Consider the following 13,449-nt stretch of genomic DNA (forward strand, 5'->3'; position numbering starts at 1 on the left):
TTAGCTATCTTCATTGATTACTCGTCAAAGAAAGCATTACCCGAATAGTTATCAAAACGAGAGTAATGTAGTTGAGTAGTTAAGCGAACACGACCAATTGGCCCATTACGATGTTTGCCAATTATGATTTCAGCGGTGCCTTTGTCAGCTGAATCTTCGTGATAAACCTCGTCACGATAAATAAACATGATCAAATCGGCATCTTGCTCGATTGAGCCTGACTCCCTTAAATCTGAGTTTATTGGTCGTTTATCTGCACGCTGCTCCAAGCCACGATTTAACTGGGCAAGCGCAATAACTGGTATTTCTAATTCTTTGGCAAGTGCTTTTAAAGAGCCTGATATATCGGCTATTTCTAACGTACGATTATCTTTAAATTCTGGCGAGCGCATCAATTGCAGGTAATCGACCATGATCATAGACAAACCACCGTGTTCACGAGCAACTCGTCTAGCTCTGGAACGTAATTCTGTTGGTGTTAAGCCGGATGAATCATCAATATAAAGTTTACCTTTTTCCTGCATTAATCCCATTGTGCTAGCAAGACGAGCCCAATCATCATCATCTAAATTACCAGTACGAACTTTAGTTTGATCAATTCGACCTAATGACGCCAGCATTCTCATCATCAAGGAATCCGCCGGCATCTCCAAACTAAATACCAGTGCTGGTTTATCTGAAGTTAATGCTGCAGTTTCTACCAAGTTCATGGCAAACGTGGTTTTACCCATAGATGGACGAGCTGCAACAATAATAAGATCTGATGGTTGGAAACCATTTGTCATTTTATCTAAATCATTAAAGCCACTAGTAAGTCCGGTTACGCCGTTATTATCCGTACGCATTAGTTCTTCAATTTTATCAACCGTGGAAGATAATACTGAATTTAAGTCTTTTGGCCCTTCGTTTTTATTTTCTCGCTGCTCTGCAATTTTAAAAACTCGTGACTCGGCAAAATCTAATAATTCCGCACTGCTTTTCCCTTCTGGGTTATAACAAGCATCGGCGACTTCATTTGCCGTCCCAATCAACTCTCTAACAACGGCTCGTTCTCGAACAATTTCTGCGTAGGCAACAATATTCGCGGCACTTGGCGTATTTTTCGCAATTTCACCTAAGTAAGCAAAACCACCAACATCTTCTAATACTTTCTCTTTTTCTAATGCTTCTGACACTGTGATCAAGTCAATAGGGTGATTTTTAACCATCAACTGCGCCATAGCGGTAAAGATTTGCTTGTGCTGACGTAAGTAAAAGTCATCTTTTACTACTTTTTCGGCCACACGATCCCATGCGTTATTATCTAACATAAGTCCGCCTAAAACCGATTGTTCAGCTTCAACGGAATGTGGTGGAACTTTGAGAGACGCTATTTGAGCATCTTGTTCTTTTGCAGACTTAAAAGACGACTTTGCCATGGATTCGTTTCATACAACTTAGGAGTGAGATCAGACTGAACATTCTATCGGAATAACTGAAGTTATCAATAACTCAACTCAGTGATTAATAGATTTAGTTACAAATAGAAAAAACCCAGCAGATATCACAAAGCTGGGGTTTATAATTAATACAATTGGTATAAGTCTATCTTGGTTTATTTTTTACTGATGGTGACATCACCACTTACCGTGTCTATTTGCACATCAGCCGAGCCAGTTCCCATCTTAAATCGTATTGATTCACCAGGTCCGTATTTAGCTTCTTTGACACGGTCTTTAGTTAGACGATTTTTAATGTCACCGCCGGCATGGGTTTCAATATTAAAGTTAGCAGATACGTCCCCAACAAAGTAAATATCAGCATCACCACCAACACTTGAATAAACGAAACGACCGTCTTTAGCCAAACTTAAACTAACGTCAATATCGCCGTTTACCGTTCCGATTTCCATTTCTTTAATGAGTTTGGCATTGATTTTCATTTCGCCATTTACATTACTAATACCAATCTGGATCGCTGCAGTGTCAGTTTCAATATCGCCATTAACAGCTTCAATTTCCAACTCACCTTGGCTATTCTTATCTACAATTTCACCGTTTACGGTATTAAGATTTATTTTACCTTGCAGATCGCTAGATTTAATACTGCCATTAACGGTTTCAAGTTTAATACGATTGGTTAGATTGTTTGCTTTAACATCTCCATTCACTGTATTAATTTGAGTTCCGCCTTGAATATCAGAGGCGTCGACATCAACATTAACCCCTTCAAAACGTAAGTTATTATTGATAGGAATAAAAAATTCTAACTTTGAACCGTCATCATGGCTGTTACCATTGCCCCAGCCACCCCAACGATTATTTGGCATCTTCACTTTAAAATAAGCTTCACCGTCATCATCCACTTCAAACTGATAACCTTCTGCGGCATCGGATAATTCTCCAATAATTTGAATTTGGTTTTTATCCCAAGTCTTAATTTTTACCGTACCTGACATGACGTCAATCAACACTCGTCCTTCGGCTTTGGTAGTCAAAGACTTATTTATTTTTTCGCCCGCAAAAACACTCATAGACAAGATGCATAAACTGCTAACCAAGCTTACTTTCCAATTTTTATAAATTACATTTTTCATTTTATTTACCCGCCACTGACTCTAAATTTGATGATACGTTTGTAATTGAGGCTTATACGCTTTTTGAATCAAGCTAATTTGACTCTGATAAACCTGATTTAACATTTTCATTAATGCTGGATCTTCTGGCTGATTTTTTAACGCCTTAATAAGCGCTTTTTCAGCCAACTCTAATTCTTTCATTGAACTCTGCCAATTATTAACAATTGGATGTTCTAAATTTACATTCTGTAATAGCTGCTTTTTTTGAATCTCGTAGCTGGCTATCAATGGATTAGTCCAATTACTATTAACAGATGCTTCATTACTTGTGCTAAGCCAAATTCCTAACACCAATGCAATTGGAGCAAACGCCGCAGCTATTTTGCCAAACTGCTGCCAACTAATATTAGTTTCGTAACCACTTTGTTGTGGTGTTTTAGCAATTGCTTGCTCAATGCCAGCCCATAAATCTCTTTTTGGGGTTAACTCTTTTGGCAACTCTTGCGCTTGAGTTAACACATCTTTTTCTTCGATATTGTTTATGCTCATAACGTTACCTATCTAACTCTGAATTAATTGTAATTTGTAATAACTGCTTAGCTCTATGGTATTGCGATTTACTAGAGCCTACTGCGATATTTAATTCTTTGCTTATCTCTTCATGACGCCAGCCTTCTATGGCAAACAACACAAACACAATTCTGGCTTGCTCTGGCAGTTTAGCTATATGCTTATCTAACCCACTACGACTTAAGTCATGATTTGTTAAATCGTCATCGGTTTTTATATTCGCTAGTTCAGTTTCATTTTGTTCATCCGAACCAAACCATGAACGCCACCAAGCTTTTTGTTTACGCATATGGCTTATCGCCACATTACTTGCCACTGAATGTAGCCAAGTAGAAAACTTACTATCACCTCTAAAGTTATGAATTTTTTGCCAAATTTGTACAAAAACTTCTTGGGTAATATCTTCAGCAATTTCACGATCACCTGATAAACGTAAGCTTAATGCATAAACACGTTTGCCATGAATATTATAGAGTTTTCTCAACGCCGACTGTTCACCCCGCTTTAATTGGGCAACGATCAAGTCGTCTTGCTCTACTTTATTGGTTTGCCCTTTAAATTGTTCTGGGGCAATCACGTTTGATGACACAAGTAAGTTTCTCTTTACCGATTCGAGTTATTGAATGGTTAGTATGATATGAATAAGGAAAGGTTTAAAAGGAAATATATTTATTTTTGTATTTTATCAAACCAATTTCATTAACCATTGATAATAAAGGATTAAGTATTTTAGTTTATAGGGGCTTTAATAAAAAAAAGACATAAAAAAAGTGACTAAAAAGTCACTTTTTTTGAGAGTTAGCTAATTAAGCTAATTCAACGTTTGCAGCTTGCAAACCTTTCTGACCGTCTTCAACTTCAAAAGAAACCGCTTGGCCTTCTTTTAATGTTTTGAATCCGTCACCAGAAATTGCACGGAAATGAACGAATACGTCCTTGCCGCCATTATCTTGAGTAAGAAATCCGTAACCTTTCTCTTCGTTGAACCATTTAACTGTACCAGTCGATTTAGACATATAAACCTCGATTTAAATTTAATATTTTAAGACACAATACGTGCCGACATTATCTTCATAGGGAAATATTAAATTGCGATGTAACTTATGGAAGGATAACGTCTCAATATCGACCAAAAAATTGAGTCTAGAGGTTTATTAACACATGAAGCAAATAACAATCTTAAATATGTCTCTGTAAAGACAAAACGTATGATAGCACATATTTTTAATAAAGCTCATTAAATGTCCATATATCTTTAAATTATTTTCGTTATTTATCATGCGAGTATGAAAAAACAACGGTGTTCATCTGTAACATGACATTTTTATCGTTAGAGCTCGTTACTCTATGCTTGATCTATTTCTGGAGTGGTTTCAGATCCAGTATCTAATAATTGATCTTTTCTTTTATTATCACAACGACTTACGATTGCACTTTGCTCTTGCTCAGATAATTTCTGCCAACCTGTAATCTCATTAATATGACGGAAACAACCTACACATATATCGCTATCATCTAGGCAACATTCTCTAATGCATGGCGATTTAATCATAAAGAATCTACTTTTACTGTTAACATCATCGATTTTAATCCATTTATTCTAACTAAATTTTTACGTATTATTGCATCAATTACTTTAGAGGAGAATTTTATGTTTACTGTTATTTTTGGTCGCCCAGCTTGTCCGTACTGTGTAAGAGCAAAAGAAATTGCTGAGCAACTTAAAGAAAAGCGTGATGACTTTAACTTTCGTTATGTTGATATACATGCTGAAGGTATTAGCCAAGCAGATCTTGAAAAAACGGTTGGAAAACCAGTTCAGACTGTTCCACAGATATTTATAGATCAAGAACATATTGGTGGATGTGACGAGTTTGAAGCTTATGCTAAAGCAAACTTAGACCTATATTAAAATGCCTTTCATCCGCTCATTATTAACTTAATGAGCTGGTGAACTATTCCTTGTTAGTCTTTGAAATCTCTTTTAATTTTCTCTGACATTCTTACTTAAACACCTCCAATCTAATTTTTTCTCGATTTGTTATGTTTATTACTCCTCAGACCATTTATAATGCGCGCCATTAATTCTTCTACAGTGCAATCAATACATGCGATTTCCAGGCCGTCGAAAACACAAACATTACTTCCCTGTTGATAAAAAAGATCCATTAACTAAAAAGTTAACCACGGATGTGGAACTCAAACATCCATATGTAGTGGGGATGGATCAAACTATTGTAGATATTGAAGCGCATGTCCCAGAAAGCTTATTAGCAGAATTTAAGCTAACTAAAGGCTTGTCACAATTAGTACCAAGTGAGATTGCAGAAGCTCTATATCAATATATTGATGATAACAACCTTATTGTCGACCAACATGCCGGCGGCACAATTGGCAACACAATGCACAATTATTCCGTATTGGCCGATGACAGATCTGTCCTTTATGGTGTTATGAGTCAAAACATTAAAGTTGGCAATTACGCTTACCAATATTTATGCAACACCTCATCGAAAGTAGACTTACAACATCTACAACCTGTGGACGGTGCTATTGGCAGGGCCTTCACTTTGATCACAGAAGATGGCGAACGCACTTTTGCCATCGACTCTGGAAAAATGAACCGCCTTACTCCAGATTTTATTGATGAAGAGTTAATTAAAAATTCTTGTGCCTTTGTTATCAGCGCTTATTTTACACGCTGTAGTGGCGAAGACACCTTAGACAAAGCTGCATTAAAAGCTATCGAATACGCTAACAAACATAAAGTGCCTGTGGTATTAACCTTAGGTACTCGTTTTATGATTGATGAAAAGCCTCAATGGTGGCGTGATTTTATTAAACAACACGTACAAGTCTTAGCGATGAATGAAGAAGAAGCTGAAGCACTTGTTGGTCATTCAGACCCTTTATTAGCCGCGGAAGCTGCTTTGGACTTAGCTGATTTAGTTTTATGTACCGCAGGCCCGCTAGGATTATATATGGCAGGTTTCACTGATGAGACATTCAAGCGTGATACTCGCTATCCATTATTACCAGGTAGCATTCCTGAGTTTAATCGCTACGAATATTCTAGACCTTTATTAAAATCACTCTGTAGTAACCCAATAAAGATTTATTCTCATATTGCACCTTACATGGGTGGACCGGACAAAATTAAGAATACTAATGGTGCAGGAGATGGTGCGTTAGCTGCTGTTTTGCATGATATTGCATCCAATGCTTATCACTCTACCAACGTGCCTGAGTCAAGCAAACATACAGTACCGGCAATAACCTATTCTTCATTGTCACAGATGTGTAAATACGCGAACCGAGTTAGCTTTGAAGTATTATCACAAAGCTCACCTCGCTTATCAAAAGGCTTACCTGAGCGTGAAGATAGCTTAGAGCAAGCTTATTGGCATTAGTAGCATCCAATTTTTTACATTTAAATTCAGAAACAAAAAAGCCTTTGCATTTATAATGCAAAGGCTTTTTTATGATTACTAGGCCTTGTTTACAGCTGTGGTCCAGCAGCAACTAATCCTTTACCTTCTTCATTATCAGTAAACTGAACAAAGTTATCGATAAACAAGTTTGCTAGATTTTCTGCTTTTGACTGCCACTGTGCAACATATTGATAAGTGTCACGAGGATCTAAAATCTTAGCGTCACAGTTAGCTAATTCAGTTGGCACTTCCAAATTAAATATTGGAATGATTTTAGTTGGTGCGCTTTCTATTGAACCATCAAGAATTGAATCAATAATCGCACGAGTATCTTTAATTGAGATACGCTTGCCACTACCATTCCAACCAGTATTAACCAAATAAGCTTCTGCACCAGATGCATTCATACGTTCAACTAATACTTCAGCATATTTAGTTGGGTGTAATGTTAAAAATGCTTTACCAAAACACGATGAAAATGTTGGTACAGGCTCAGTAATTCCACGTTCAGTTCCAGCTAATTTAGCGGTAAAACCAGACAAGAAATGATATTTAGTTTGGGCATCTGTTAATTTAGAAACAGGAGGTAATACACCAAATGCATCCGCGGTTAAAAAGATAACTTTTTGAGCATGTCCTGCTTTTGATATAGGTTTAACAATATTATCAATGTGATTAATTGGGTAAGAAACACGAGTATTTTGTGTAACTGAACCGTCAGTAAAATCTATTTTACCATTTTCATCCACAGTTACGTTTTCCAACAATGCATCACGACGTATTGCATTGTAGATATCAGGTTCGCTTTCTTTATCTAAGTCGATAGTTTTTGCGTAACAACCACCTTCAAAGTTAAATACACCGTCTTTATCCCACCCATGTTCATCGTCACCTATAAGCGCACGTTTTGGGTCGGTAGATAATGTTGTTTTACCCGTACCTGACAAACCAAAAAAGATAGCTACATCACCTTTTTTTCCAACATTAGCAGAACAATGCATTGATGCCATACCTTGTAATGGTAGGTAATAATTCATCATTGCGAACAAGCCTTTTTTCATTTCACCGCCGTACCAAGTACCGCCGATGATCTGCATTTTTTCTGTTAAATTAAAAACAGTAAATACTTCTGAATTAAGACCTTGCTCTTTCCAATTAGGATTTGTAGTTTTAGAGCCATTCATTACAACAAAGTCAGGTTCACCGTAATTTTCTAACTCTTCATCTGTTGGGCGCATAAACATATTTTTAACAAAATGCGCTTGCCATGCGACTTCCGTGATAAACCGTACTTTAAGTCGTACTGTTTCATTAGCCCCACAAAAAGTATCAACAACAAATAATTTTTTACTTGAAAGTTGTTTGCTAACTAGGTTTTTAAGATCTTGCCAAATTTCTTCTGAAATAGGTTTGTTATCATTTGGGGCCGTTTTTGAATTCCACCACACTGTATCTTTTGTGATGGCATCTTCTACTATAAATTTATCTTTTGGCGAACGACCAGTAAATATCCCAGTACTAACATTAACCGCGCCTAATTCCGTAACGACACCTTTCTCATAACCTTCAAGAGCAGGGTTAATCTCTTCTTCATACAAAACATCATATGACGGATTATAAATAACTTCGTTAACATCTGTTATGCCGTACTGTGATAAATCAATATTTTTAGCCATTTAAGTTCACCGAATCATAGTTAAATTAAAAAAAAGGGATCTGTATAGATAAATCGAATTTATTAAATACCAACTTATCTATAAAGACTCAAACCCAAGTTAAAACATTCTTGATATGGGTTAACTTTTGTTATTTTTCAAAGCCCTTAAATCGCATTCTAACGTAATTACTCTTATTTTTGTAGTTCAAACTGAAAGTTTTACAAATGAATTACAAGAATGCAAATTTAACAATTTAAAACAATAACTTAACTAAGTCAAAAGCTGTTTTAACATAACAATTTCATATGTTTTTATTAGTATTATCAATAAATATTACATTTTTTTGATCTGTGATCATTAACTACAGCTACTTTAATTAGCATAAATAGCTAACTGCTAAAAAGTTCTTTTGTCTATTCAGACAAAATTGAAATACATAAATAGATATAACAAATGAGGGATATGACCATGAAGCATCAGGGGGGAATATAGACCCAAAAATATCACCTGTGGCATACCATTGCTGTGCAATCTTAAATAAACAATATTATTTATCTACTGGGAACTTTAACCACTTATCTAATATCAGCTTCAAACCATTTAGTTTTATCGGCTTACTTAAGAAATCATCCATACCGACAGAGAAACAATGTTCTTTGTCCCCAGCCATTGCAGCTCCGGTTATTGCAACAATTGGTATTCTTGAATAACCACGTTCTCGCTCCAACCGTCTAATTGATTGAGTCATTTCATACCCATCCATTTCTGGCATATGGCAATCACTTAAAATAAGTGAATATTGATGCGCCTCCCACTTATGAATGGCTTCTTTTCCATCACCAGCAAGATCAGCTTTATAGCCTAAACGTAACATCTGCTTTTTGATCAAATCCTGATTAAATATATTATCTTCAACAATAAGAATGTCCGCATGATCGTCTTCATCTTTATTTTCAGTCTCTAAAATTTGTTCCTTTTTCCGATCTGAGGTGTCATCCGTTATTTGATAAGAACTTGAAAGTAAACTTAACGTTTCTATCAGCTGATTTCTGGTGAGTGGTTTTATTGGCAAACTATTTACTTGCGGGTAACTTGCCGTTAGCGCATCCTTTTGAGCTCGGTCGATTGCAACGACAACCTTACTATTCCATGAAGCTCCTCTAGTCAGCTCTATAAATTTCATGGCTAGCTCTAATTCACCGACCATCACCAACACTAAATCAAAAGATTTATCTTTTATAATATCTTCTATGTCTTTCAATATCGGCTGATCATAAAATTGCACCGACGCCCCTTCATTTTCCAAATAGGAGATATACCTTTTGGATACTTTTTCCAGGTAGACATTTATATTAAAAATAATAATGGTTTTATTTGCCAGTTTTGGCTGCGGGAAGTCTTGCTCTTTTGCTTGCCAAACAGGTAAATCTAGCGAAAATGTAGAGCCTACTCCAAGCTCACTTTCCATAATAATTGCGCCGCCCATCATGTCGGCTAAATTACCACAAATAGCTAAACCTAATCCTGTACCACCATATTTTCGAGTTGTGGATTTTTCGGCTTGTACAAATGGAGAAAAGAGTGAATTTTGTACATTTTTATCGATGCCTATTCCATTGTCTTTCACTGAAAAAACAATATTTTGCAACGACAGTTGATCATTTTTAACAAAGACAGAAACTACAATCTTACCAACTCTTTCGTCGCGGCTATTGGTAAATTTTATCGCGTTACCTAATAAGTTAAATAGGATTTGACGAACTCTCACTTCATCTCCCAATACAACTTTAGGTATATTCGTCGCTTCTCTAACATCAATAATAAGATTTTTTTTGGTGGCTACTGGTAAGAATATATTGGTAATATTATCGATGATATCTGATATTGAGAACGGCCTTTCTTCTAATTCTAACTTACCAGATTCAATTTTATTCAAATCTAAAATATCGTTGAGTATTGAAACTAAACTATCCGCGGCTACTTTTGACGTTTCAATTAAGGAACGTGTTTCTTGTTTTAGTCGATCGTGTGAAGCTAATTCTAAATTACCTATAATCGCGTTCATGGGCGTTCTTAGTTCGTGACTCATCATCGCTAGGAAATTACTTTTAGCCCTATTTGCCTGCTCTGCTCTTTCTGACGCTAACTCCAATTGCCCCGTTCTTTGTGCAACTCTATTCTCTAAATCTACATTTAGTTTTTTGAGTTCGTTCCTATATTTTACTATTTGAGTCTGATCAATACACACGCCATAGATTTTTCGAATATCGCCATTAATACTTTTAACCACTATGGCTTGAGCGTGAATATATTTATCGTCTTTATTGGGAATACAAACTCTAAAGTCCACTTCAAATGAACTGTCCGTTTCAATAGCCTTGTTTAACGTGCTAAAAATAAAACCTAAATCGTCTGGGTGAACTCGTTCCTTCCATTTCACCATTCTGGTAGAGTCATCAGTATCTTCGAATTGGAAGATCTGATTTGTCATCGTATCCCAGTTCCAGATCCAGCGTCCTTCGGAATTTTCGCCACCTTCCCAAGTGCCAATATCTCCCGCTTGCAATGCCAATTCCTTAGCATAATTAGCGTTAGTCAGCTGCGTCAAAACTTCTTTCTGCTGAGTACAATCTTCAATAGAGCCAACAATTGCGGAGCCTAAATTTGCATTTTTGAATAAATCACCTTTTAACGAGAACCATCTTATTTCTCCTGCAACGTGGGCTCTAAATTCAAAATTAAGTGGAATACCAAACTCTAAATGATTACTAAAAAACTCATCAAACACGATTCTATCTATTTCGACGATAAGAGATTTAAATCGGTTCCAGTCAAAAAACACCTCTGGTTTTACACCTAATAGCTCTTTCATTTTTGCTGAAAAAAATGCTACCTCGACTTCTGGTATATATTCCCATGTTCCTATTCCAGCACTAGATGTTGCTTTTACAATTTTATCTAAACCAATGGAGTCTTTATTACTATTTCTACGAGCCGCTATATCTTCACTGACGCTAAATAATATAACGGGTGAGTCACTTTCCAACTCCATTTGCTTTGCATATATATCTACTTTTTTTATTTCATGTGCATGAGCTTGCAAAATAAAATACACCAATGGACTGTTAAGCGTTTCTTTTTTAAATTCTAAAAAGTTATGATACCCATTCAATAACTCCTTACTAATTGGCTTACCCGGTTCCAGCTTAAATAATCCACTAAACATGTCACCAAACAAAACATCGAATTGCAGGCTAACGTGTAAAACGTCCCCCGCTAGATCACATATAATTGCAGGTGATTTTGTAAAAGATAACAGATCCTTTATGTTATTTAAGCTTGTCACGTATTTCCCCAGTTATAACGTTAATTGCACCAACACCAACCGCATGGTTAATTGATTTAGATGAAACATTGTTAGATTTAGACTAGTTGACAACTAAGTTATTACAACTGATGAGCTTATCGCCGTATATTTAATGTTTAAAAATTATCCTACCCAACCAACATTTTAATTTTATGGTCTACACTTAATTAAGTTTAGTAAGTGGGCATTCATAGAGTTATTAGTCACAGTTGGAGTGAAGGTTGAAATCTACAAAATTTATCGATATTTCTGAATTGGAAGACATATTTGGAGAAATGGATAATAGCGAAACTTGTGAAACAGTTGAAAGCCTACAAGCAGATTTTATTCTCAAGTTAAGTGTATTAACTAATTGTGTAGAGCAAAATGACATTAGTACGTTTAAATTAAATGCCCATTCCTTAAAGTCTAACTGCAGCTACTTAGGTGCCACACAACTAAACCAAAATTCATATCAATTAGAATTAACCACCTCTTTTAAAGATGACAACTTTTCTTCTAATTGGGCCACATTCAAAAATACATTTGATTCCACCATGAGTGAAATACAAGAGACAATTGAACAACTGAAGTAAAGGACTGCTCAAATGGATAAAAACGGTAATAAAATTCATCATATCGTCATCGTACGTGAAGATAATGATCTTGATCAGCTGGCAGTAAATAAAATTGTTGGTTATTTCAACAATGCATTAGTGATCCACAATATTAGAGAATTAAAGCCTCTAATGTTAGAACCAACGCCCAAAGTTATTTTCTTTTCAAACGAACATTTAGAAACAAGTTTTCAGCAATATTACGCATTACTTGCCAGTGTCGATGAGTCAGAGCTTTGTGAACATAAGTTTGTCACCTTTTGTAATAAAAAAGATGAAGACATTGCATTTGCCGCATACAACACTGACATAGTAGATGAATATTTAATAAGCCGACCTCTCTATGAAGTCACGCGACCTATATTACTGGCCAATCAATTGTTAAAAGTATTAGGCGTGAATATTTCAGCTAATGGTAAAGTCGAATACCAAGCAACAAAACTGCAATTAAAAACTGAATTAACTGCGCTTATAGAAAACACACTTGAAAGAAAAAAAGTGATAAAAGAAGACTTTGAAAAAAGTATTGTTAAGTTAGATTCGGCAATTACTAATGCACAAGAGAAGCTTAATAATAATAAAAAAGCGGAGCTGAATTTAGATGAAGTCAAAGATTTATTAGCTCAAATAAAATCAAATGAAATTAGACCTGAGTTATTAGATCTGCAAAATAAAGCCCTGTCTTTATTAAATCGATTTGTAAAAAGTACAAGTAACATAGTCTCTAAAATGGATACTCCGCCCTCAGAAAATGCAAGAGAGCAAACATCAACAGGACATAATACGTCGCAATCATCTGGCTCACTTAAAAGCCAAGCAAGTAAAAAACACGTTGAAGACATCGTATTTGAAGATCGCCTGCACGACGAAGAAGTAAGCAGTAGTATTAAAGTTCTTCTAGTCGAAGATGATGAAATTTCACTAAATTTAAGTGCTAAATTATTTAGAAGTAAACGATACGACTTTGACTATGCCGTTAATGGTCGTCAGGCATTAAAAAAACTAGGCGAGAATAAATACGATATTGTTTTTATGGATATAAATTTGCCAGACTCAGACGGACTTTCAATTGTTTCCCAATTAACCAATAACAGCTCCCTAAATCTTACAACACCAATTGTTGTTTTAACGGGCAGCCATAGTAAATTATCAGTTAAGCGTGCAGGACAAGTGGGCGCTAAAGTGTATTTAATAAAACCTCTTAGACAAGCAACTCTGCAACAAGCCTTAAAAAAATGTAATTTGTTATAAAATAAAACTTCATTCGTAT

At 35.7% G+C, this 13,449-nt stretch carries 12 protein-coding genes; 4 read left to right on the plus strand and 8 right to left on the minus strand.

The features are described 5' to 3' along the window. Nucleotides 1–17 precede the first annotated feature (17 nt). The 6 genes from dnaB to Q0940_RS05120 all read right to left on the minus strand — a co-directional run bounded on the left by dnaB (nucleotide 18) and on the right by Q0940_RS05120 (nucleotide 4,679). Nucleotides 18–1,418: a replicative DNA helicase gene (dnaB, locus tag Q0940_RS05095; RefSeq protein ID WP_299265014.1), complete on the minus strand. Its 1,401-nt coding sequence runs from the start codon at nucleotides 1,416–1,418 to the stop codon at nucleotides 18–20. Nucleotides 1,419–1,594: 176 nt separating this feature from the next. After that, nucleotides 1,595–2,575 carry a hypothetical protein gene (locus Q0940_RS05100; protein ID WP_299265017.1) on the minus strand — a complete coding sequence of 327 codons (981 nt, stop codon included), beginning with the start codon at nucleotides 2,573–2,575 and terminating at the stop codon, nucleotides 1,595–1,597. Between the two features lie 21 nt (nucleotides 2,576–2,596). Next, nucleotides 2,597–3,106 (minus strand): hypothetical protein, encoded by a 510-nt coding sequence (locus Q0940_RS05105; protein ID WP_299265020.1) that lies wholly within the window; start codon nucleotides 3,104–3,106, stop codon nucleotides 2,597–2,599. 4 nt (nucleotides 3,107–3,110) lie between these two features. Continuing rightward, a complete protein-coding gene (locus Q0940_RS05110) occupies nucleotides 3,111–3,701 on the minus strand; it encodes an RNA polymerase sigma factor (RefSeq protein ID WP_299265470.1) in 591 nt (196 codons plus the stop codon). Nucleotides 3,702–3,933: 232 nt separating this feature from the next. After that, a complete protein-coding gene (locus Q0940_RS05115; RefSeq protein ID WP_105051672.1) occupies nucleotides 3,934–4,143 on the minus strand; it encodes a cold-shock protein in 210 nt (69 codons plus the stop codon). Nucleotides 4,144–4,472: 329 nt separating this feature from the next. Then, nucleotides 4,473–4,679: a DUF1289 domain-containing protein gene (locus Q0940_RS05120; RefSeq protein WP_299265024.1), complete on the minus strand. Its 207-nt coding sequence runs from the start codon at nucleotides 4,677–4,679 to the stop codon at nucleotides 4,473–4,475. Nucleotides 4,680–4,778: 99 nt separating this feature from the next. Between Q0940_RS05120 and Q0940_RS05125 the strand changes: the two genes are divergently transcribed. Beyond that, the gene (locus Q0940_RS05125; protein WP_299265027.1) at nucleotides 4,779–5,039 is read left to right on the plus strand and encodes a GrxA family glutaredoxin; all 261 of its coding nucleotides are present in this window, start codon (nucleotides 4,779–4,781) and stop codon (nucleotides 5,037–5,039) included. Between the two features lie 196 nt (nucleotides 5,040–5,235). Then, nucleotides 5,236–6,537 carry an inosine/guanosine kinase gene (locus Q0940_RS05130; RefSeq protein ID WP_299265030.1) on the plus strand — a complete coding sequence of 434 codons (1,302 nt, stop codon included), beginning with the start codon at nucleotides 5,236–5,238 and terminating at the stop codon, nucleotides 6,535–6,537. A gap of 89 nt (nucleotides 6,538–6,626) precedes the next feature. Here the strand turns inward: Q0940_RS05130 and pckA are convergent, their stop codons facing one another. Further along, nucleotides 6,627–8,234, minus strand: coding sequence for a phosphoenolpyruvate carboxykinase (ATP) (pckA, locus tag Q0940_RS05135; RefSeq protein ID WP_299265033.1), 1,608 nt, complete (start codon nucleotides 8,232–8,234; stop codon nucleotides 6,627–6,629). 529 nt (nucleotides 8,235–8,763) lie between these two features. Beyond that, nucleotides 8,764–11,562, minus strand: a complete 2,799-nt coding sequence (locus Q0940_RS05140; protein ID WP_299265035.1) for an ATP-binding protein — start codon at nucleotides 11,560–11,562, stop codon at nucleotides 8,764–8,766. Nucleotides 11,563–11,804: 242 nt separating this feature from the next. On the opposite strand from Q0940_RS05140, the gene Q0940_RS05145 reads away from it, so the two are divergent. Next, nucleotides 11,805–12,158 carry an Hpt domain-containing protein gene (locus Q0940_RS05145; RefSeq protein ID WP_299265038.1) on the plus strand — a complete coding sequence of 118 codons (354 nt, stop codon included), beginning with the start codon at nucleotides 11,805–11,807 and terminating at the stop codon, nucleotides 12,156–12,158. Between the two features lie 12 nt (nucleotides 12,159–12,170). Continuing rightward, nucleotides 12,171–13,430 carry a response regulator gene (locus Q0940_RS05150; RefSeq protein ID WP_299265041.1) on the plus strand — a complete coding sequence of 420 codons (1,260 nt, stop codon included), beginning with the start codon at nucleotides 12,171–12,173 and terminating at the stop codon, nucleotides 13,428–13,430. Nucleotides 13,431–13,449 lie beyond the last annotated feature (19 nt).

Source organism: uncultured Psychrosphaera sp. (genome assembly GCF_947500655.1).
In the GTDB taxonomy this organism is placed as follows: Bacteria; Pseudomonadota; Gammaproteobacteria; order Enterobacterales; family Alteromonadaceae; genus Psychrosphaera.